The organism is Lacrimispora sanguinis (genome assembly GCF_044987295.1).
GTDB lineage: Bacteria > Bacillota > Clostridia > Lachnospirales > Lachnospiraceae > Lacrimispora > Lacrimispora celerecrescens_B.
Genome location: NZ_CP173277.1, coordinates 4313917 through 4334631, shown reverse-complemented (window position 1 = coordinate 4334631; position 20715 = coordinate 4313917). Strand labels below are relative to the sequence as shown.

22 protein-coding genes are annotated in these 20715 nt (G+C 43.2%); 3 read left to right on the top strand and 19 right to left on the bottom strand.

Annotated elements, in window-relative coordinates:
* Positions 1–6 precede the first annotated feature (6 nt).
* The gene (locus ACHZES_RS20160; RefSeq protein WP_395546379.1) at positions 7–663 is read right to left on the bottom strand and encodes a molybdenum cofactor guanylyltransferase; all 657 of its coding nucleotides are present in this window, start codon (positions 661–663) and stop codon (positions 7–9) included.
* Between the two features lie 458 nt (positions 664–1121).
* Here ACHZES_RS20160 and ACHZES_RS20155 point away from each other — a divergent pair, with 458 nt between their 5' ends.
* Complete coding sequence (locus ACHZES_RS20155) at positions 1122–1730, top strand: hypothetical protein (RefSeq protein WP_395546378.1); 609 nt, start codon at positions 1122–1124, stop codon at positions 1728–1730.
* Positions 1731–1836: 106 nt separating this feature from the next.
* Here the strand turns inward: ACHZES_RS20155 and ACHZES_RS20150 are convergent, their stop codons facing one another.
* From ACHZES_RS20150 to spoIVB, 11 genes are all read right to left on the bottom strand, one after another.
* On the bottom strand, positions 1837–2565 hold the full coding sequence (locus ACHZES_RS20150; protein ID WP_395546377.1) for an AAA family ATPase: 729 nt from the start codon (positions 2563–2565) through the stop codon (positions 1837–1839).
* Positions 2566–2706: 141 nt separating this feature from the next.
* A complete protein-coding gene (locus ACHZES_RS20145; protein WP_038277122.1) occupies positions 2707–2946 on the bottom strand; it encodes a hypothetical protein in 240 nt (79 codons plus the stop codon).
* A gap of 29 nt (positions 2947–2975) precedes the next feature.
* Complete coding sequence (locus tag ACHZES_RS20140; RefSeq protein WP_154523185.1) at positions 2976–3947, bottom strand: peptidylprolyl isomerase; 972 nt, start codon at positions 3945–3947, stop codon at positions 2976–2978.
* A 23-nt stretch (positions 3948–3970) separates the two neighbouring features.
* On the bottom strand, positions 3971–4753 hold the full coding sequence (locus ACHZES_RS20135; protein WP_038277119.1) for an HAD family hydrolase: 783 nt from the start codon (positions 4751–4753) through the stop codon (positions 3971–3973).
* Positions 4750–5346 (bottom strand): Maf family protein, encoded by a 597-nt coding sequence (locus ACHZES_RS20130; RefSeq protein WP_395546376.1) that lies wholly within the window; start codon positions 5344–5346, stop codon positions 4750–4752. The genes ACHZES_RS20135 and ACHZES_RS20130 overlap by 4 nt, the downstream gene beginning before the upstream one ends.
* 96 nt (positions 5347–5442) lie before the next feature.
* A complete protein-coding gene (locus ACHZES_RS20125; protein ID WP_395546375.1) occupies positions 5443–6000 on the bottom strand; it encodes a putative ABC transporter permease in 558 nt (185 codons plus the stop codon).
* 144 nt (positions 6001–6144) lie between these two features.
* Positions 6145–6603, bottom strand: coding sequence for a divergent PAP2 family protein (locus ACHZES_RS20120; protein ID WP_038277115.1), 459 nt, complete (start codon positions 6601–6603; stop codon positions 6145–6147).
* A 13-nt stretch (positions 6604–6616) separates the two neighbouring features.
* Positions 6617–7186 (bottom strand): HD family phosphohydrolase, encoded by a 570-nt coding sequence (locus ACHZES_RS20115; RefSeq protein ID WP_154523182.1) that lies wholly within the window; start codon positions 7184–7186, stop codon positions 6617–6619.
* Between the two features lie 37 nt (positions 7187–7223).
* Entirely contained in the window at positions 7224–8669 is a 1446-nt protein-coding gene (glgA, locus tag ACHZES_RS20110) for a glycogen synthase GlgA (protein ID WP_395546374.1), read from the bottom strand.
* A gap of 97 nt (positions 8670–8766) precedes the next feature.
* A complete protein-coding gene (spo0A, locus tag ACHZES_RS20105) occupies positions 8767–9573 on the bottom strand; it encodes a sporulation transcription factor Spo0A (protein ID WP_038277109.1) in 807 nt (268 codons plus the stop codon).
* Between the two features lie 529 nt (positions 9574–10102).
* A complete protein-coding gene (spoIVB, locus tag ACHZES_RS20100) occupies positions 10103–11377 on the bottom strand; it encodes a SpoIVB peptidase (protein ID WP_154523176.1) in 1275 nt (424 codons plus the stop codon).
* A 492-nt stretch (positions 11378–11869) separates the two neighbouring features.
* Here spoIVB and ACHZES_RS20095 point away from each other — a divergent pair, with 492 nt between their 5' ends.
* Positions 11870–12310: an ASCH domain-containing protein gene (locus ACHZES_RS20095; protein ID WP_038277103.1), complete on the top strand. Its 441-nt coding sequence runs from the start codon at positions 11870–11872 to the stop codon at positions 12308–12310.
* Between the two features lie 31 nt (positions 12311–12341).
* Positions 12342–13178 carry a prenyltransferase gene (locus ACHZES_RS20090; RefSeq protein WP_395546373.1) on the top strand — a complete coding sequence of 279 codons (837 nt, stop codon included), beginning with the start codon at positions 12342–12344 and terminating at the stop codon, positions 13176–13178.
* Between the two features lie 156 nt (positions 13179–13334).
* On the opposite strand, the gene ACHZES_RS20085 is transcribed toward ACHZES_RS20090, so the two are convergent.
* The 7 genes from ACHZES_RS20085 to dxs form a co-directional block, all read right to left on the bottom strand.
* Positions 13335–14129, bottom strand: coding sequence for a YdcF family protein (locus tag ACHZES_RS20085; RefSeq protein WP_395546372.1), 795 nt, complete (start codon positions 14127–14129; stop codon positions 13335–13337).
* Between the two features lie 28 nt (positions 14130–14157).
* Positions 14158–14874, bottom strand: coding sequence for a DUF554 domain-containing protein (locus ACHZES_RS20080; protein ID WP_038277097.1), 717 nt, complete (start codon positions 14872–14874; stop codon positions 14158–14160).
* Positions 14875–14878: 4 nt separating this feature from the next.
* Positions 14879–16549 carry a DNA repair protein RecN gene (gene recN / locus ACHZES_RS20075; protein ID WP_038277095.1) on the bottom strand — a complete coding sequence of 557 codons (1671 nt, stop codon included), beginning with the start codon at positions 16547–16549 and terminating at the stop codon, positions 14879–14881.
* Between the two features lie 11 nt (positions 16550–16560).
* Positions 16561–17010 (bottom strand): arginine repressor, encoded by a 450-nt coding sequence (gene argR / locus ACHZES_RS20070; protein ID WP_038277094.1) that lies wholly within the window; start codon positions 17008–17010, stop codon positions 16561–16563.
* A gap of 11 nt (positions 17011–17021) precedes the next feature.
* Positions 17022–17879 (bottom strand): NAD(+)/NADH kinase, encoded by an 858-nt coding sequence (locus ACHZES_RS20065; protein WP_038277093.1) that lies wholly within the window; start codon positions 17877–17879, stop codon positions 17022–17024.
* Positions 17880–17942: 63 nt separating this feature from the next.
* Positions 17943–18755, bottom strand: a complete 813-nt coding sequence (locus ACHZES_RS20060; protein WP_038277091.1) for a TlyA family RNA methyltransferase — start codon at positions 18753–18755, stop codon at positions 17943–17945.
* Positions 18752–20677, bottom strand: a complete 1926-nt coding sequence (gene dxs / locus ACHZES_RS20055; protein WP_154523167.1) for a 1-deoxy-D-xylulose-5-phosphate synthase — start codon at positions 20675–20677, stop codon at positions 18752–18754. Before dxs ends, ACHZES_RS20060 begins: the two co-directional genes overlap by 4 nt.
* Between the last annotated feature and the right edge of the window lie 38 nt (positions 20678–20715).

Below are 20715 nucleotides of genomic sequence, written 5' to 3'. Positions count from 1 at the left end.
CTCCATTCATTTTTTTGTTGTTTTCTGGTTCCAATCTTGCACATCTTCCGGTGTGTTTAAATTTACGATAGCGTTCATTTCCGTATCACTTAAGCAATAATGCCCCACATTCAGGGCCGGAAAAGCACTGCGAGGCTTGAGCTCTCCTATCTCCATTTGTTTTTTAAAAATAGGAAGGCAGGACTGATGGTAAAAGGCGAGCAAAGGCTCTAATTTCCCCTGATGACTGCAAACCAAGACCTGTTCCTCTTCCAGCTTCCGGTACATCCGGCCGATCAGCCCAATATCCGGTAAAGGCATATCGCAGGCCATAATAAAAACATATTCCGTCTGAGCCCGCTCTAAAGCAGTACTTATCCCGCCCATGGGTCCCTTTTCCATGTAGTGATCTTCTAATATGCGAAACTCTGTAAAATCCGTCCGGCCTTCAAACTTGGCTTTCGTATTGCTGACCAGAACCACCTGTTCAAACAGGCTTTGCAGTTTCCCCACTGTCTGCAGCAGCAAATATTGCTCATCATCCATCAAAAATGCTTTGTCAAACCCCATTCTCCGGCTTTTTCCTCCGCATAAAATGGCGGCTGTTACATTTTCGATTTTTTTATCTGCACTTTTGAAAGATATCACCTCCTGTTTTTGTTTTTTATGAAACTCACCGGACATTGATACCTAAAAAATTTTTTTAGGTAATAAAATAATTTTAGGTTGTTTTTTATATTAACACTCCATCGGGCATGTGTCAATATGTACAAATTAGTATAACGGTTGTATTTTATTTTGTTTATAATACATAAAACCGTATTATTTTTGTTATGTTTTTCTCAATTTCCTCTCCTTGCTTCCACAACTTTTTTCTGGCAATACAAACAATTGTGTCATTGATACACAGAATGCCTTATTTTTTCATTATATCTGCTATTAGAATTAAGACAAAGTATCCTGGACTCCCGGCTGCCGAAGCAATAGACTTCTTAAAGAGAGTAGATTACTTGTTAAATATATCACGTATTTTCGATGATTTTCCACATGCTTTCCATGTTGTACCCATGTTAGGAACGTGTTATAATAAAAATAATTTTGCACAGAATGTTATTGGTCTTACAAAAAAAGTGCAGCAGTTTATGAAAAACGGAGTATATATGAGTACAGAGAATAAAACACTTCTGCAAGCCAGACACATGATACTGATCGGAGCAACGGGACGGAACAGCGGAAAAACAACCCTGTCGCTGCAGATTATCCATGCATTTAAGGATGTATTACCGGTTGTTGCATTCAAGCTGATAACCATAAGGGACCATGGGGATATATGCCCCAGAGGAGGCAAGGGCTGCGGGATCTGCCAGGGACTGAAAGGCTCCTTTGACATCACGCCGGAGACCGGCACCGGAACAAAAGATACCATGCTTTTAAAAAAAGCCGGAGCAAATCAGGTCTATCTCATCCGGGCCTATAAGGAAAATTTAAGAGAGGCGTTAGAGGAGGCATTAAAACTGGTTCCAAAGAACGCCCTTGTTCTATGCGAATCCAACAGCGTACGGCTGGTGGCTGAACCTGCTCTCTTTGTTATGATTCAAAGCAGCACTTCTTCCAGCATAAAGCCTACCGCAGAGGCAGTGATGGATTATGCAGATGTGATTCTTCCGCAAGATGAAGTTTGCTTTGAGAATTTTGTTCAGGGGGAATTGAATCAGAAATTAAAATTGAATTTTTCAGAACTGAACCAATGAAATGGGAGCCGGGCTTTTCAAAGCCCGGCTCATAAATTAAAATCGAGTCCAGCCATAAAACAGGCTTCCAGACCTAACTTACTTAATTTTACTTTACATAATTATGCTATTCAAGAAGCTCAGAAATCATCATTTTATAATTATTTGTAAAAGCTTTTGTAATAATGTAATGTTCTGTTTCCTCTAGTGTAACAGTTTTAAATCCCTTATCATCAATTTGATATATCGTTGCATTGGGAAATGCCATTAAAATAGGAGAATGTGTTGCAATGATAAATTGTGAATTTCTCTCAACTAACTGATCTATCAGGCAAATCAGACTCATCTGTCTGGAAGGTGAAAGCGCTGCTTCTGGTTCATCCAAAATATAAAGTCCATTACCACCAAAACGATTCTTTATCAGCGAAAGAAAACCTTCTCCATGGGACTGTTCGTGCAAAGATATTCCTCCATAACTATCTAATAAAGAAACATCAAACTCATCAATATTTGTAGATACATTATAAAAGCTCTCTGCCCTATAAAAGAAACCATCTCTTGCCTGAACATGGCTTTTTGATAACACTAAATAATCTGATAATTGAGAATGTGTATCTTTCGTCGAGAAACTAAAGTTTCTTGTCCCGCCTTCCGGATTAAATCCATAAGCAATGGCCAGGCTTTCTAAAAGAGTAGACTTTCCTGCTCCATTCTCACCCACAAAAAAAGTAACATCTGAAGTAAATTTCAATTCTTTTTGTTCAGTTAATTGTTTTATTGCAGGTATATGAAACTCATATTCAGAATCATTATACGTCTTTTTCTTATTAAAATAAACAGATTTAATGTATATCATATTTACTCACCTATATTGAAATAAAATATCCTCTGGTAGCCCTCCCGCGAAAAATAATACCTGTTTGAGTAACTTAAATAACCTTTTTCTCCTCTAACAATCCAAAAAAGGGGAAATCATCTCTCTGATTTCCCCTTCGCTTTAATGCGATTCCCCCATGGTTTCCGGCGCCACTTCCCGGCTGGTTTCCAAAGGAGTCTCAGAAGTCTTATTACCCTCCCAATACCGGTAGCCAAACACGCCCCCAACCGTCAGGCAGATCAACAGAAACAGGGCAAGCAGGAGTCGCAAAAAGCCAACCAGGATCTCCCGCCCCCGGTTTCTTCTGCGCCTGCGGCTGCGGCTGCGTCCTCTCATCCTATCATATTCTTCCGGTTTCATCTGTAGTTTTCCCCATCCTTCCCCTATGGTTAGTCAGAAAAATACTTCTTATAGATTTCAAAAAAGTTTGTGGTAGTTGTTCTGTCATCTTTGGAGAATTTTACATCTTTCCATATCTCATTGCTGAAAGTAATCGGATTATCTTTCTTAAACTGGGAATAGATCTGATCAAAAACTTCCTTCTTCCGTTTGCGGTATAGTCCGGCTTTCCTCTCCTGGGTGGCGTCTTGATCATAATCGTTTACACACCGGATAATATAATATTTGCCCTTGTCCTCCACTACCTGACTGATCTGGCCTGCAGAAAGAGAAAAAGCAGCATCCTCGTAAGGGCCTGGATTCTCCCCTCTGCCGATTTTGCATGTGATGACCGGGCTTTCTGAATATTCCCTGGCAAGTGTGGAAAAATCGGCACCCTCGGCTTCTGCCTTTAAAAGCACAGCCGCAGCTACATCCCCATCAGACACAACGATCTGATCCACCTGGATCACCTTGGCTTCACTGTCGCTTATCTCCAGGTTCATATCCTTTGTCAGTTCATCCACTACCTTATTAGACAGGTAATATTCTTCATACATGGTCCTCACATCCGTTTCTGAGGCTCCCATGTAGGAGATATCTTCCTTAGTCAAGGAAGAGAAATATTCTTCCGACGCTTTACGGACTTCTTCCTTTTCAGCACTGGTCAGGGTAACTCCCTTATTCTTGGCCAGGAGATTCATCATTTTCATTTCCTGAAGGAATTCCTTCACCTGATCCACCAGATAGGTTTCAAAGGTCTGATCACCTGGTAAGTTCACTCCCCAGATCTGATTGGTATAAATCTGCTGATACCGGTTCCTCTCCGTAGCCACGATCACCATGGATTGGGGCAGCGTATATGCCTTTGTCTCCAAAGATTCAGAAACAAGGGGGATATCAGCCCTGCACCCGGACAGCATGACAATTGCCGCAGCAGCAGCAATAAGGACTTTTCCCGTAATTTTAAATTGTCCTTTCATGAGCATCCCTCATTTCACGCTGCTTAAAGCAGCTTCAGTATTTTCAGGACCCCGTCGTTTACGTTCGTGTCCGTCCGAAATCTGGCTGCCGCTTTTACCTCTTCCCTGGCGTTTCCTACGGCAAAGCTGTAATATGCCTGCTTTAACATCTCAATGTCATTTAACTGATCGCCAAATGCCATAGTTTCCTCCGGCTTGATCCCTAGGCTGTCCTGAAGGAGTTTTACGGCCTGCCCCTTGTTGATTCCCGGTCTCATGCAGTCCATCCACATATCTCCTGCTATGGTCATCTTTAAGCGGTCCGCATATTTTTCCCGTAAGGTTCTGGTATGGGCCTCCACATCTGTCTTGCGGTACACAGAGATCTTGATGAATTCTGATTCCACCCTGGTCAAATCCTCTACCTGCTTCACATGGAACTTGTAGCCATTTACCATCCAATCCAGGAATTCCTGGTTGTCTGTCTCTGTATAAATCACATCGGGTCCGCAGATCATGACATCAAGTCCATCCATATTCCGTACATCCTGTACCATATCCATAATCGTCTTACGCTCAATGGTGTTGACATACAGGCTCCTTCCATGACAGCCCACATAGGCACCGTTATCCGAAAGATAGAATACCTTTTCCTTGATGGGTTCAAATATGGATTCAATGCTGAGCCACTGGCGTCCGCTGGCAGCGGCGAACTGGATTCCCTTTGCCCGCAGTTTTAATATCACATCATAAAGCTCAGGATTCAGCTCGTGGCTTCCATCCGGCACAAGAGTCCCGTCAATATCCGATGCAATCAGTTTAATCATTCTTTATCCTCCTGTTCAAACATCAGCTTCATCTCCTGGTACACACGTCCTACAGGCAATCCTACTACATTATTATAATCGCCGTCAATCCCTTTAATGAAAGCAGCGAATTTTCCCTGTATCCCATAAGCACCGGCTTTATCCATAGGATCCGCACTGTCTGCATAGGTTCTTATCTCCCCTTCAGACATGGGATAGAGATGAACATCGGTCCTTTCCACAAATGTCCTGACCTTATTCCCATGACCTCCGCAATACACCAGGGTAACCCCTGTGTAAACCTGATGGGTTTTTCCTTCAATCAGGGCGATCATTCGGTAAGCATCCTCGTGGCAGTCCGGCTTACCCAGAATTTCACCGCCTGCTGCAACTACGGTGTCCGCGCCGATGACATAAGTCCCTGGCTGCTGGCGGCTTGCCACGTCTTCCGCCTTCTGGCGGGACAGCTCCATCACCGCCTCTTCCGGCACGTTTGTGGTAATCTTCTCCTCTATGGTGCTTGGCACGATTTCCGGTGCTATCCCAATCTGAGCCAGAAGCTCTTTCCTTCTTGGTGAAGCGGAAGCCAACACAAGCCTTTCTATCTTATTCATCTCTAACCTCCATGTCAAATGACGCGAAAGCGCCACTTTGCTCATTATAGTATAAAATAGCAAATAAGCGGGACCCATATCGAATCCCGCCAATCATCAATAAACTTTCAATCGCCCGATCATGGACGCATCATCATCGTCGCAGTCATCCCGAAGCTGCATCCTCATGGTATATATAAAATCTGCCATATAAAAAATCAAAAGGCTCATTGCCACCAATCGCTCAAAATCCTCTGGAATCATTCCTGCCATCTGATTGACAAATCCGTTTAGGAATCGGAAATAGAAAATCCCCAGAAATCCCCATGCAATGCTGCTTTCCATACAAATGATCCCTTTGTAATTAAACAATTTCCGGCTATAATCCCACCAGAAGGAACCGAACAGCCTAATCATCATATGAGCTGTCAAAAGCTCCATAAAGGTTGCCATAGCCATAGATGCGAAATAAAGATGAACCGGATTGCCTGAAAGAGGCTTAAGCAGGATCATCGCTCCCGTGGCACCAAATCCATAGATGATACAGAACGGTCCATGTCCAAATCCTCGATTCAGCACAGGCCTTTTATTCTCATAACTGAGTACGGAGCATTCAAGAAGGTATCCAAGCAAACTGAATAGGAAAAAACAGTTTATCCTATGATAAATTGACATATCCATTTTACCTCCAATTTTAACAATTTTTGAACTTGTTAAAGTATATAATGGATATCTTAAGAAATCAAGGACTATTTTCTTACGATTCCCAGAAAACTTTCTTCTTTATTCCCTTAGATTTAAGCTTTCTGCAGTATTTGATTAATAATACTGAGCGATAAAAAGCGCCAGCAAGATTCCTAAAATTGCTCCTGCTGCCACCTGAAGCGGAGTATGTCCTACATATTCCTTTAATCTTTCCTGTAATATCTCTCCACTAAGTTCAAATGGATTTTCCAGCAGAATGCTGTTTAACAGCTTGGCCTGCTTTCCAGTCTCCCTGCGCACTCCCATGGCATCATACATAACAATCATGGATAGGACAAAGCTGACCGCAAACTCAAAAGAACCGACGCCATAGCGGTACATGGCGGCGGTTGTCAACGCACATACCGTTGAGGAATGGGAACTGGGCATTCCCCCAGATCCCACAAGCCTCTCCGGATTAAAGTTTTTGTTAAGGGCCAGGTCAATAATCGTTTTTAAAACCTGTGCAACCAGCCAACCGGCAACTGCAGTAATCAAAACCTGATTCCCAAGTAAATCTTCCCAAAATGTCATGGTTTCCTCCGTATTATGCAGCGCTTTTCTTTCCAAATCCAAATAAGATCCAACGCTTGACTCTAGCCATTGTTTCAATCAGACCGCAAAATTTATCTGAATAAATGATCACCATACCCTCCCGGCTCTTTGGGGGGATAGGTGTTAACGGCCACATATGGCGTAAAATCATATCTTTCTCTTTTTCTGTTAAATCAAAATATTTCACTGCATTATTTAGTGCAGTCTTGGGATGAGTGTAACCATGGAAATGCTCCCCAGTTTCCTTTGCATGGGTATGCCAATCATACAAAAACAAATCATGCAGCAGACCGGCCCTTGCGACTTCTGCATATTCCCAGCCCATCTTCCTGCAGATACAGTAGCCCATATAAGAAACCTTAATGCAATGAGCCTTACAGGTCGTGTCGCCGTGCTGCATATAATTATCCATGGACTGGAATACCGGACTCTCTATAATGTCCCTGACACACTCCATGTAATCCGTATCTTCATAATAATCTTCCCGTTCCACCCAGGAAGAATCTTCTGCCCATCGAATTGCTTCTTCTTTTTCTTCTCGGGTCAAATGCATGCTGTCCATCCTTATTCTAACGCTTCTTTCCTAATCCATGGCTCGCTTAGTCGCCAATCAGCCAATCATAAAGTTCCTGATATTTCATGGCTGAAGTTTTCCAAGAGTAATCCTTTGCCATGGCGCGGTCTATAATCTTGTTCCACTCACGCTTCTTATCGTAGTAAACCCCCTCCGCGTACCGGATGATCCCTAACATCTCGTGAGCGTTGTAATTGGAGAAGGAGAAGCCGGTTCCCCGGTTCTCAAACTCATTATACGGCTCTACCGTATCTTTTAAACCACCGGTTTCCCGTACAATGGGTACGGTGCCGTACCGGAGAGCCATAAGCTGGCTCAGTCCGCATGGCTCAAACAGGGACGGCATAAGGAACGCATCGCAAGCGGCGTAAATCTTATGGGACATTGCCTCCGAATAATAGATATTAGCGGAAACCTTATCCTGGTATTTCCACGCATAATGGCGGAACATATTCTCATACCGTTCTTCTCCGGTACCAAGGACTACCAGCTGGATATCATCGCTGCACAGCTCATCAATCACACACTGGATTAAATCCAGTCCCTTTTGGTCCGTCAATCTGGAAACGATACCAATTATAAACTTTTTCTCATCCTGGTTCAGTCCAAGCTCCTGCTGCAAAGCCCGCTTGTTCTTCACCTTTTCCTTACGGAAATTTTTTAAATTATAATTCTTTTCAATATGCGGATCCGTTTCCGGATCAAACTCTTCATAATCAATTCCGTTTACAATCCCCCGGAGGTTGCCTGCCCGTGCACGTATCAGGCCATCAAGCCCTTCCCCGTAAAACGGCATCTTTATTTCTTCCGCATAGGTATCGCTGACCGTAGTGATAGCATCGGCGTAAACAATACCGCCCTTTAACAGATTACCATCTTTATATGCTTCCATCTTATCCGGTGTGAAATAATAATCCGGCAGACAGGTAAGCTTCTGTATCGTCTTTACATCCCATACGCCCTGGAACTTTAAATTGTGAATCGTGATTACTGATTTCATGTTCCTGAAAAATTCTCCATCATGAAACCGGTCCTTTAATAAAACAGGAATAAGGGCGGTCTGCCAGTCATGACAGTGAATTACTTCCGGCTGGAATCCGATAACCGGAAGCGCTGATAAGGCTGCTCTGGAGAAAAAGCAAAACTTTTCCAGGTCATTATACCAGTCTCCATAGGGCTTGGAACCATTGTAATATTCTTCGTTATCAATAAAGTAAAAGGTAATGCCTTCATGAACATACTGAAGAATTCCCACATACTTGTTTTGGCCCAGATAATCCATATAAAAATGGTCAATATAAGTCATCTGGTTTCTCAGCTCTTCTTTGATACACAGGTATTTGGGAATCATGACTCTTACATCGAAATACTCTTTATCAAAGCATTTGGGAAGGGATCCCACAACATCTGCGAGACCACCTGTTTTAATAAAAGGTACTGCCTCTGATGCAACGAATAATATCTTCTTCATCCAAAAACCTCCCTTATCCTTTTCCCGCTGGGGTATTGTCGATTTTTAATTAGTATACTGCATTTTAAAGAAATAAGGAAGTATCAAATCTTACAAATTAGGAAAGTTTTTTATAGTCCAGTCTTATCTTATCGGCAATTAAAGCAATAAACTCAGAATTCGTAGGTTTTCCTTTGCCGGTGCTAACCGTATATCCAAACAATTCATTGATGGTATCCATCTTTCCCCTGCTCCAGGCCACCTCTATGGCATGGCGAATCGCACGTTCCACCCTGCTGGGAGTTGTCTGATGTTTCTTTGCAATGGAGGGGTAGAGGATCTTTGTGACAGAGGTAAGCATCTCCTGATCCTGTACGGAGATAACTATGGCATCCCTTAAATACTGATACCCCTTAATATGCGCAGGAATGCCTATTTCATGAAGCATTTGAGTTACATCATTTTCCAAGTTCTGTTCCATGTACTCCGTTTTATTGACATAAGGTTTTACTTTTTTCATCCCCTGAAGGCTTGGAGTCTTCGACTTTCTTTGCCCTACCCTTCGTACCTTATCGACGATAATATCCTTATTAAACGGCTTCATTATGTAGTAATTTGCACCCATTCGGAAAGCATCTTCAGTAATATTCTCGCTTCCTGCTGCAGTGACCATGATAAATGATGGAATCTTTGTAATAGCGCCATTACCGCGTACCCGCTCCATAACCGTTATTCCATCCATTCTCGGCATAATCACATCCAATAAGACAACATCAGGATTTGTTTTGAGGATCATGTTATAAGCGTCTTCGCCATTATCCGCTCTTCCTACTACGTGGAAATCCTCCTCTCCCTCCAGTATATCATTCAGCAGATTCAATGTCTGCAGGTTATCATCCGCAATTGCAATACTAATTTCTGACATATTGATACTCTCCTTCTGATTCATTTAAATAGATTAAAACTAGTGTAAAGCCATTATAGTCTTGCCCTAGGTTATGCCGCAACGGGATTCTATCGCATTATTCGACAAAAGGAACTGGTTTTTCAGTTGATTTCAAGAGTATTTTTTTTCCTCTGATCCGTCGAAGGTCGAAAAGGCCTACCCCGGTTCGGTACCCTGCCGGTCCTTAAATTCTCAACCGGTGTTGAAAATTGAAACTCCTTGTCGGCAAAAAAGTTCCTGAATTTTCCATCCCACGAATCTTATATTAACACATTATAATTACCTTGAAAAGCACATTTTATAAAATATGTCTTTTTTGTAACTTTATTTTCTACATTTCGACTATTAATAAAATTAATTCTGTATATTTATTGTTAAAAACCGCCTAAAACACACTACTTTATATAAAATTCGTTGTAATTATTATTATTTAAGCAAAAATATGAAAAAGAAAAGAACGGCGTCGTAAATATTTACGATTCTGTTCTTTTCTTTCCCGGTTTTGGTTTTAGTGATTGATCATGTTTTCAATGAATATCCCATACCCTCTTGTTGAGTCCTGGATAAACACATGGGTTACGGCTCCAATTAACTTCCCATCTTGTATAATCGGGCTTCCTGACATACCCTGCACGATTCCGCCGGTCAAAGCCAGAAGATCCGGGTCTGTGACCTTAATCACCATTCCCTTGCTTTTATGAGTGGTGGAATAATCCACACGCTGTATTTCAATCTCATAATCCCTCACTTTTCCGGAAACATCGCTTCGGATGTAAGCCGTTCCCTTCTTCACATCCTGCCGGTAGCCAATGGGAATGGCATCCTGCACCATACTCTGCTTAAACCTGTCATTTACGTTTCCAAATATTCCTTCTTCCGTATTGGCGGTAATCGTTCCAAGGGTGGAGCCTGGTCCGTAATAGATGATCCCGCTCATCACTCCCGGCTTTCCAAAGGTTCCTTTTTCAATTCCGAGAATCGCTGTCTCATAAAGGGCTCCATTGGTGATTTGTACCACATTTCCGGTATCACTGTCGCTGATTCCATGCCCCAATGCACCGAACTGTCCGTTCATGTCCACATAAGTCATGGTTCCAATTCCCTGAGTATCATCTCTGACCCAGACGCCAAGCTTATAGGTCCCGTCTTCTGCTTCTGTGGGATTCATTTTTACATCAATGGTTTCCCCGTTTCGTCTGATTTTTAACAATGCTTCTGAAGCGCCAATTTTACTCAGCTCATTCATCAGAGTTTCCTTGTCCTTAAGAGGTGTTCCATTAATGGTTTCAATATAATCTCCTGATTGCAGTATCCCGAAGGCCGGCTCAACAACCATTCCGTCCCTTTTTGTTACATCTCCGGTACCGATTACCATAATACCGTTGGATTTTAAGTAGATTCCAATGGGCGTGCCGCAAGGAATGGCATACTTGGTATCTACTACATTCACCTGTATGTCCTTTAATTGGATCCATCCAAACAGCTTTAGTCCCAGCTTATAGCTTCCCTGGTTCTCCGAATACACGGAAAACGGCTGATTTACCTGAAGATGGATCTTGTCGGAAGGAATATTTGATCCGTTATTTAAGACCACTTCCTCGCTGTCGGAAGACAGCGTCACATCAAAAGGCATGGAGAAATGAAACTGCTCTTCTTCTTGTGCAACGATATTCAACTTATCGGGAATTACCCGCTTCATATAGAACCAGGAAAATCCGATGCAAAAGATCAGGCTGATCCAGAACGCTCTTACTATAAATTTATGAAATTTATTTTTTCCCATCTCGCATACCTCCTTAGGTGAATGAAAGGAGACAATTTTTTTGCTCCTCTCTTAGTATGTGAGAAATTAATTAAATCACACTGTCATATTTTAGTTGTAACTATTTTCTTACGGTGGCAGCTTTTCAATAGAATGAAAATCTATAAAAGCCTTTTGAACCGTTTGGCTGAACATTTAAATTCAATAATTTTAAAAAAGGAAATCATACATATTTTCTTTCTATACTCTTATGATTTCCGTTTTTTTATTGATTAAACAATAAAAAATGATTATTAAGTGAACAAAACAAATGATTAAAGATGGCATAGATTGAGAATTTTTTGCAGATAACCCTAACCCCTTTTACTTTTTTATAACGCGAACACACGACTAAATTGTATAGAATTAAAGTAGAAAATACGGTATAATCTTTTAATAAAGGAGAAACTGATACGAAGCGAGTTTATCTTTTTCGGTTTTAAAAATACGGAAAGAAAAGGTGATTAAAATAGAATGAATGCAGAACAAATGTGGAATAAATTTGTGTCAAAAAATCAAATTAAGGAAATGCAATATCAATCATGGGCGTTTGGTGCTGCTGCCGATGAACTGGCAGATTTAGTATTAAGAGGCATTAAGACCGGGACAGCCTCTGCATATCCTATATACGAAGCGGAAAACGAAGCACTACCAAAAAACGGAGATTACAGCGTTATTCTCGACTCAAAGAATGAAGCGGTATGTATTATTAAAACAACAAAAGTTTATATTGTTCCATTTAGGGAGGTTCGCAAGGAACATGCTGGGAAAGAAGGCGAAGGCGATGGTTCATTGGAATATTGGAGAAACGTACACGATGAATTTTTCAGTAAAGAAATGGCTGAAATCGGAAAATTATTTGATGAAGATATGCCAGTCGTATGCGAGGAGTTTGAATTAGTTTTTATACCATAAAGTTTGGGTTGTTGTAGGGGAGGACAATAAAATGGCGGTGAAAAATGAATATTTATCAGATGTAGAAACGATATTATCTCATAGACATGACAATGGGGCTGACCTTTGGGCAACTCCTGATAAACGACTTTTGAAAGGAGCTCCGTTTTCGACTTTTGATTGTGCGCTTTATTTATCGGAACTTGGAATGCCGCCTGAAGATCCTGTTTTAAAAGCTGCTGCTGATTTAATTTTCAGTGTATGGCAGGAAGACGGGCGTTTTAAAATATATCCCAAAGGTAGTATTCTTCCATGTCAAACGGCAATAGCTGCCAATGTATTATGTCATTTGGGGTATGTTTCTGATAACCGAATTCAAAATACCTTTCGTCATCTATTGGATACACAATACAAAGACGGAGGCTGGCGTTGCAATAAGTTTTCCTACGGACATGGGGAAGAAACGGAGTATTCCAATCCGAAGCCTACACTGAATATACTTGATGCCTTTCGTTTCAGTGATTATCTAAATAAAGAACAGGCCCTTGATAAAGCGGTAGATTTTTTGCTTGAACATTGGGTTATTCGGAAACCCATGGGACCTTGCCATTATGGTATTGGTACGCTGTTTATGCAGGTTGAATATCCATTTCGTAATTATAATCTGTTTGAATATGTCTATATTTTATCTTTTTATGACCGGGCAAAGAATGACAGCCGTTTCCTGGAAGCATTTGAATGCTTGAAATCAAAAACGGTTGACGGTCAGATTATCGTTGAGCGCGTGGTCCCTAAATTGGCAAAACTCTCTTTCTGCAAAAAGGGGGCGCCAAGTGCATTAGCAACAAAACGTTATCTTGAAATCGTAGAAAGGCTCAATAAAAAATAAGCATGATCCAAGCAAAGAGGTCAGATATGAAAAGATGCCGCTTCCTGCAAAAACATAATGTTTTTGCGGTATGCGGCATTTTATACCCCAAGACACAACTCAAATCTGTATGAATAGAAATGAGATTCGAAAACGGTAAATGCACAGGTAAAAAGATTATCTTGCTGACGCATACAAAGGATTAGCTGCACGAACCAAATCAGCGTATTCCCTTTTCAATTCTTCAAAAGCATCTTCTGCTTCTTTCGGTATATCCACATGAGAAATATACCCTTTTCCTTTCGGCCCATATCCGTCTGCATTGTCTGACAATCGGGGAATCTCGCCCATTAACAGGGTTATATACCTGTCCATATCCCACATTCCCCATATCTCTTCTTCAAATGCAAGTTCTGAATCTTTTACAATCACATGTGCGCAGTATACGGCATAATTAATGATAATTACATCTTCAGCAACATACTTCCGGAGCCCTGCTTCCATTCGGTGCTGCATAGAGGCATCTTGTGCAAGTATCATGCTGTTGAAAGAAATGTTGTTTCCCTTCAGCAGTTCCAAAAGATACGTTATATTGTTTCCGCAATTTGTAGAATTACATTCCAAATAATCTGCCTTTAATCCGTAACGGTGTTCGATATATGCTTCAAATATCTTTGCTTCCGGCAAACCGGCTGTTTCTATATCAGGGAATTCTTCATGCATTTTTATACGCAGGGTTTCCGTTGTATGACCTGCCCCGCCTGCAATGATGTATTTTTTTGCTATCCCTTTTTTCATTGCATGAGCCAGAATATCACCGCCGCATAGAATGCTGCCGCCGAAAAGAACCATTACGTCTGCTTGTTCTATTCCATATTTCTTACTTAAATCCTCTGGTGTCAATGCAGGAACATCCCTCTTCCCGCAAAAACTACCTAAGATATTTACACATTCAGCAATAAATTCCTTCAATGATTTTTCCTTTCTCAATGGACAGGTCCTAAGGAATAAAAGCAAAAGCCACTGCCAAAAAGATAGCCGGAAGCAGATTGGCGACCTTTATCATCTTTCCCCAGATAAGATTCATACCAACGCAAAAGATCAGGACGGAACCGGTCAAAGATAAATTAGACAGAGCCTGAGCCGTCATAAAGGGTTCAATTAATCTTGCCAGAAGGGTTATGGTTCCCTGAAACAGGGCTACCGGAATAGCCGAAAAGATGCAGCCTTTTCCCAGAGAAACAGTCATGACAAGAATGATGATTAAATCCAGAAGAGCTTTGGCAGCAAGAATTGAATAATCCCCGGAAATACCATCCTTGATGGCACCTACCACTGCCATGGCTCCGATGCAAACCGTAAGGGAGGCTGTCACAAAACCGTCTACAAACTTTGCATCGCCGCCGCTGTTGGTTATTCTTTTAAGCCACTCTCCAAACCGCTCCATGGCTGACTCAATGTTCATCCACTCTCCAAGAAGCGATCCAATGAAAAAAGATAGGATGAGCATTATCGTTCCTCTGCCGGCAAGCGCTCCCTGCCGTATGACCAGCATTTCTTCCATAACGCCCTCAATTCCAAGAAACAGCACACATATCCCTGCCCCACTCATCAGCGTACGTTGGTAACGCTCCTCCATCTTCTTCCCAAAGAGGAGGCCTCCCAAGCCTCCTGCCGCAATTCCCGCCACATTTATCAGTGTTCCAAGTCCAATCATGTTCTCATTCTCCCGGACGTCTGTCTTCTTTTGCCAGCCGCTTCATCTCCCTTGCATTGGCTCTCACCGCCTCGGTTATCTCTGCGCCACCCAAAAGCCTTGCCAGCTCCTCTACCACCTCTTCCCCGCTTAAAGGGTGTATGGAAGTGGCTGTACGGCCCTCTTCCACCGCCTTGGCAATCTCGTAATGGCAATCAGCCATTGCAGCGATCTGGGGCAGATGGGTGATGCAGATCACCTGATGGTTCCCGGCAATATAGGCCAGCTTTTCCGATACCTTCTGAGCCGTACGTCCGCTGATTCCGGTATCGATCTCATCAAAAATCAAAGTCGGTATGTCATCGGTATCCGCCAACACGGTCTTAATGGCCAGCATGATTCTGGACAGCTCACCGCCGGAAGCTACCATACCCAAAGGCTTTAAAGACTCTCCCGGGTTCGTTGAAATCAAAAATTCCGCCTCATCAAAGCCGTTCGCTGTATAGTGGCCAAGGCGTGAGAATTCCATGGAAAATTCCACATCAATGAAATTTAAATCTTTAAGACCTTCTCTTATTTTTTCTGTCAGTTCCTTGGCCGTATGCTTTCTCATTTCGGATAATTGCACGGAAAGAAGCTCCAGACGGTCTGTGACCTTTTGGAGTTCTTCTGCTGTTCTTTTCCTGGCCCCGTCATAATCCTCCAACTCTTCCAGGCGTTTCTGTTTCTCTTCCAGATTTACAAATATCTGACTTAAGCTTCCGCCATATTTGGCTTCAAGGTTATGTAGAACATCAAGCCGTTCTTCCATCTGTCTGTATTCATCTTCGTCAAAGGACATATCATCCATATAAGAAGTTATTTCCCGGCTGATATCGCTTAAAATGGAATCGGCATCAAAAAGTTGGTCCCTTATGACAGAAAGCCTGTCATCATAGGAGGCAACTGTTTCCACCGCTTTTAAAGCACGGCTGATAAAATCCGTATCCACAGCAGAATAAGCGGTGGAAAGGCTTTCGGATATTTTTTTTGCATTCAAAAAAAGACGGTATCTGGAGGTCAGTTCCTCCTTTTCCCCTTCCTTTAGCCCTGCATTTTCAATCTCTTCTATCTCGTAGCGGATAAAGTCCATTTCTCTGAGCCTGGCTTCCTCATCCAGCTGGAAGGTGGAAAGACGGTCTTTTAACCCGACATATTCCCGATAGGTATCTGCAATATTCTCTTTTAGCTCATGGGACTTTTTCTCCTGGTAGCGGTCCAGGATCTCAAGATGTTTTGATTTGTAGAGTAAAGACTGATGTTCATGCTGTCCATGAATATCGATGAGAAGGCCCGTGATTTCCCGCAGCTTTCCCGCAGTGACGGTTTCATCATTGATTTTACTTAAACTTCTGGAGGGCATGATCTTCTTTGATATGATCACTGTGCCGTCTCCATCCGGATAGACATCAAACGCCTTTAACAGGCGGACTTTCCCCGGGTCACTGACCGTAAAGATCAGTTCAATATAGGCGTAATCTGCACCCTTTCTAATAATATCCTTTGGCGTTTTGCCCCCCAGGGCAATGGTAACCGAACCGATAATAATGGATTTACCGGCTCCGGTTTCACCGGTCAGGACATTAAAGCCCTGTCCAAATTCCACATCGGCTTTTTCGATCAGGGCTAAGTTCTTTACGTGTAATTCTGAAAGCATGGCGGCCTCCTTTATCCCGTAATGAGTTTTTTTAGTTTGTCCATCATAAGTATGGTATCATCAGCGCTCCGAATGGCGCACATGATGGTATCGTCTCCTGCAATGCAGCCCACCATCTCACCGAAATGAAGGGCATCAAGAGCCGCCGCCACTGCCATTGCCATGCCGGATACAGTCTTAATTACCAGAATATTCTGCGCCATGTCCATAGATAAAAAGCCATCCCGCAGGATCCGGATATATTTGTCGCTGAAAGAACCCTGGTTTTGAAGTACCACATACCTCTGCTTTCCTGACTCAGACTGAACCTTAGTCAGCTTCAGCTCTCTGATGTCTCTGGAAACCGTCGCCTGAGTGACCGCAAAGCCTGCCTGATTCAAATAATCTGCCAGCTCCTCCTGGGTTTCAATCTCGTGCTTTCCAATAAGTTCCACAATCTTGCTGTGTCGTTCCAGTTTCATAGTGCCCCTCCCTATATACCAGCCATCTTGTTGCGCAGGTTATCTAAAAATGATATATTTTTCAGCTTTATCAGAATGGTCTTAATATCTGACCGGCGTATTTCGATGCAATCTCCCGGATAAAGCTCCGTTGTCGTATCTCCGTCAAATACCGCTGCTTGGCTTACGCCCTTTTTTCCCGTCATCTCTATCTGAATCCAGTCATCTGCAGAAAGGACGATGCTCCTTGTTCCCAGGGCATGGGAGCAAATAGGCGTCAGGACCACCATTTTGGAATCCGGAACAATGATAGGTCCTCCTGCGGAAAGATTGTAAGCGGTGGAGCCGGTGGGTGTTGCTGCGATAAGCCCATCTGCCCGGTATTCGTTTAAAAACTCCTGATTTACATAAACCTTAAACTGAAGCATCTTTAATTGCTCGCTCCGGGTTATGACGATTTCATTTAAGGCAATATCCTGGCATACAGCCGTTCCCTTGCGGTAAATACATCCGTCTAACATCATCCGATCTTCCAGCTTATAATCATTGGCAAGAAGGGCAGAAAGAGCATCGTTGATATCCTCCGTGCGGGATACCTGGGTTAAGTACCCAAGGGTACCCCGATTGATTCCGATCATGGGGATATTCCGTCCCGCTAAGTCTCTGGCTGCCTGTATAAGGGTCCCGTCTCCGCCTAAAGTGATGAGGCACTCCGTCTCTTCCGGCACCATGGCAGCATCGGTATAATGGCTTTTCCCCTGCCGCTTTTCCTGGCCTTCTCCACTGATCAGACAGACCGCCCCATGACCGGTAAGATAGTCACGAATGGCCTTCGCAGTCTCCCTGGCCCCTTCTTTGTCAGGATTCATGATTACATAAAAATATTTCATAATATAACTCCTTACCTGCAAGGATACTCTTAATCTGCTTTACTGCTTGCTCCTAACAGGCTTTTAGTTTCCTGTTAAATTCCCATGGGCCTCGTTCACGATCCGTTCCGGGTCAAGACCACTTTCCGGACATGCCTCACCTGACTGATGATTTTTTAAGTGAAGGAGATACTCAATATTCCCTTCCGGCCCCTTAATAGGGGAGTATTCCAGATGAAGCACTTCAAACCCAATGCTTATTGCATGGGAAATAATCATCTGGATCACCTCCAGATGGACGGATTTTTCCCTTACCACGCCTTTTTTTCCCACTTTTTCCCGACCGGCTTCAAACTGGGGCTTTATAAGGCAAACAACTTCCCCTTCATCCGTAAGGAGAGCTTTCACAGGTCCTAATACCTTTGTCAGGGAAATAAAGGAAACATCAATAGAGGAAAATTCTATTTGGTCGGCCAGATCCACAGGAGTAACATAGCGGATATTGGTCTTTTCCATACACACCACGCGATCATCGTTCCTCAGCTTCCATGCAAGCTGACCGTGGCCCACATCCACTGCATAAACCTTAACGGCTCCGTTCTGAAGCATGCAGTCTGTAAAACCGCCTGTGGAGGAGCCCACATCCATGCACACTTTTCCTTCCAGCGTTACATCAAAATGAGTCATGGCCTTTTCAAGCTTCAGACCACCACGGCTTACGTATCGCAAGGTGCTACCTCTTACCTCGATGTTTGCAGTTTCTTCAAATGTGGTACCGGCTTTGTCTTCCTTATCCCCGTCTACATAGACGATCCCGGACATAATGATAGCCTTAGCCTTTTCCCTGGATTCAGCCAGTCCATGTTTTACTAAAAGCACATCCAACCGTTCTTTCATGCCTTTTCCATTTCCCTTGTTTTATCTTTAATTTTTTTCCATTCTGCGTTCTGGCGCTCCGTATCGAGATATTCCTTTTTGAGCCGCCATATAATAGAATTGCTGTCAATCCCCAGCCCCTTCCGGAGCAGAGATACGTTGCCATGCTCCACATAAGCATCCGGTAAGGCGATATTGATAACCTTTACATGTGGATGGTGCTCATGGATATAGGCGGTGACCCCGGGACCAAAACCTCCCTGGAGGACATTTTCTTCCATAATCGCTATCAGCCAATGATTCTTTGCCAGACGATCCACCAATTCCTGGTCAAATGGCTTCACAAAGCGTCCGTTGGCCAGAGAACAATTCCATCCTTCTGCCTTAAGTTTTTGTCTTACATGCTCTCCCGTGCTCACCATGCTTCCTACTGCCAAAAGTGCAATATCCTTTTCCTCATAGAGCATCTCTCCCTTACCGTATTCAATGGGAGCACGAAAACCCTTTAAGCCCTGGTAAGCCTCTCCTCTTGGATAACGCACTGCAAATGGGCCATTGTAGGATAGGGCAAACTCCATCCCATCCATAAGCTCCCATAAGTTTTTCGGCGCAAACACGCTCATATTAGGGATTGCAGTCAAATAGGATAAGTCAAAAATCCCCTGATGGGTCTCCCCATCACTTCCCACAAGCCCTGCCCGGTCTATGGCAAAGACCACAGGCAGATTCTGAATGCACACATCATGGAGGATCTGATCAAAGCCGCGCTGCAAAAAAGACGAATAAACGGCCACAACCGGCTTTAAGCCGCCTGCCGCCATTCCAGCCGCCGAAGTCACCGCATGCTCTTCTGCAATACCAACGTCAAAAAAGCGGTCAGGATACAGGCGGGAAAACCGCTTTAAACCTGTTCCATCCGGCATGGCTGCCGTTACCGCCACGATTCTTTTATCTTGCTCAGCCAGACGGCAGATGGTTTTGGAAAACACATCCGTATAGCTGGGATTATTCTTCTTTTTCTTCGGCTCCCCGGTGATGATATCAAAAGGATCCACTCCATGGAACTTGGAAGGGTTCCTCTCCGCCAGGGCATATCCCTTGCCTTTCTGGGTGATCACATGGACCAGCACAGTATGAGGAAGTTTCTTTGCTTCCCGCAGAGCCCTGGAAAGAGCCTTTATATTATGGCCGTCCACCGGACCAAGATAGGTTATCCCCATATTCTCAAACAGCATTCCAGGTATGAGCAGCTGTTTAATGCCGTTCTTTGTCCTGCTGATCTTATCAATGATCTGTTCTCCTACAACCGGAATCCGGGACAGCACGTTAGTCACATGCTTTTTTAAGTCCAGATACCCTTCTCCGGTACGGATGCTGTTTAAATAAGTTGACATGCCCCCTACATTTTCTGAGATGGACATATTGTTGTCATTGAGAATAATAATAAAATTCTTGTCCATTCTGGCCGCATTGTTTAAAGCTTCATAGGCCATGCCGCCTGTTAAGGCGCCGTCTCCGATTACGGATACCACAAAATGATCCTCTCCCAGCACATCTCTTGCCTGGGCAAGACCCAGTCCGGCTGAAATGGAAGTAGAGCTGTGTCCGGTATCAAAGGCATCACAAGGACTTTCCTTTCTCTTTGGAAAGCCGCTCATGCCGCCGTATTGCCGCAGGTCGTCAAATTCCCCTCGCCTGCCGCTTAATATTTTATGAGTGTAAGACTGATGCCCTACATCCCAGATTACCTTATCCTTTGGAAGGTCAAAAGCCAGGTAGATCGCCATCGTCAGCTCCACCACTCCTAAATTGGAAGCCAGATGGCCGCCTGTCATGCTTATCTTTCCTACCAAAAAGTCACGGATTTCCTGACTTAAAATATCAAGCTCCTGCTTTGTCAGTTTTTTGATATCCTCAGGTCCGTTTATTCGTTCCAGCATCATATTCTTATCAGATCCTTTTTTGCCTTATCGTTAAACGA

What these genes read in the sequence shown, in the direction of transcription:
- ACHZES_RS20060 (WP_038277091.1), bottom strand. Translation starts at nt 18,755, where the DNA reads ATGAAAGAACGGTTGGATGTGCTTTTAGTAAAACATGGACTGGCTGAA.
- ACHZES_RS20150 (WP_395546377.1), bottom strand. Translation starts at nt 2,565, where the DNA reads ATGATATACATTAAATCTGTTTATTTTAATAAGAAAAAGACGTATAAT.
- dxs (WP_154523167.1), bottom strand. Translation starts at nt 20,677, where the DNA reads ATGATGCTGGAACGAATAAACGGACCTGAGGATATCAAAAAACTGACA.
- recN (WP_038277095.1), bottom strand. Translation starts at nt 16,549, where the DNA reads ATGCTTTCAGAATTACACGTAAAGAACTTAGCCCTGATCGAAAAAGCC.
- ACHZES_RS20120 (WP_038277115.1), bottom strand. Translation starts at nt 6,603, where the DNA reads ATGACATTTTGGGAAGATTTACTTGGGAATCAGGTTTTGATTACTGCA.
- ACHZES_RS20145 (WP_038277122.1), bottom strand. Translation starts at nt 2,946, where the DNA reads ATGAAACCGGAAGAATATGATAGGATGAGAGGACGCAGCCGCAGCCGC.
- ACHZES_RS20155 (WP_395546378.1), top strand. Translation starts at nt 1,122, where the DNA reads ATGAAAAACGGAGTATATATGAGTACAGAGAATAAAACACTTCTGCAA.
- ACHZES_RS20090 (WP_395546373.1), top strand. Translation starts at nt 12,342, where the DNA reads ATGGCGGTGAAAAATGAATATTTATCAGATGTAGAAACGATATTATCT.
- ACHZES_RS20130 (WP_395546376.1), bottom strand. Translation starts at nt 5,346, where the DNA reads ATGAATAAGATAGAAAGGCTTGTGTTGGCTTCCGCTTCACCAAGAAGG.
- ACHZES_RS20080 (WP_038277097.1), bottom strand. Translation starts at nt 14,874, where the DNA reads ATGATTGGACTTGGAACACTGATAAATGTGGCGGGAATTGCGGCAGGA.
- ACHZES_RS20065 (WP_038277093.1), bottom strand. Translation starts at nt 17,879, where the DNA reads ATGAAATATTTTTATGTAATCATGAATCCTGACAAAGAAGGGGCCAGG.
- ACHZES_RS20140 (WP_154523185.1), bottom strand. Translation starts at nt 3,947, where the DNA reads ATGAAAGGACAATTTAAAATTACGGGAAAAGTCCTTATTGCTGCTGCT.
- argR (WP_038277094.1), bottom strand. Translation starts at nt 17,010, where the DNA reads ATGAAACTGGAACGACACAGCAAGATTGTGGAACTTATTGGAAAGCAC.
- glgA (WP_395546374.1), bottom strand. Translation starts at nt 8,669, where the DNA reads ATGAAGAAGATATTATTCGTTGCATCAGAGGCAGTACCTTTTATTAAA.
- ACHZES_RS20160 (WP_395546379.1), bottom strand. Translation starts at nt 663, where the DNA reads ATGTCCGGTGAGTTTCATAAAAAACAAAAACAGGAGGTGATATCTTTC.
- spo0A (WP_038277109.1), bottom strand. Translation starts at nt 9,573, where the DNA reads ATGTCAGAAATTAGTATTGCAATTGCGGATGATAACCTGCAGACATTG.
- ACHZES_RS20135 (WP_038277119.1), bottom strand. Translation starts at nt 4,753, where the DNA reads ATGATTAAACTGATTGCATCGGATATTGACGGGACTCTTGTGCCGGAT.
- ACHZES_RS20125 (WP_395546375.1), bottom strand. Translation starts at nt 6,000, where the DNA reads ATGTCAATTTATCATAGGATAAACTGTTTTTTCCTATTCAGTTTGCTT.
- ACHZES_RS20115 (WP_154523182.1), bottom strand. Translation starts at nt 7,186, where the DNA reads ATGGACAGCATGCATTTGACCCGAGAAGAAAAAGAAGAAGCAATTCGA.
- ACHZES_RS20095 (WP_038277103.1), top strand. Translation starts at nt 11,870, where the DNA reads ATGAATGCAGAACAAATGTGGAATAAATTTGTGTCAAAAAATCAAATT.
- spoIVB (WP_154523176.1), bottom strand. Translation starts at nt 11,377, where the DNA reads ATGGGAAAAAATAAATTTCATAAATTTATAGTAAGAGCGTTCTGGATC.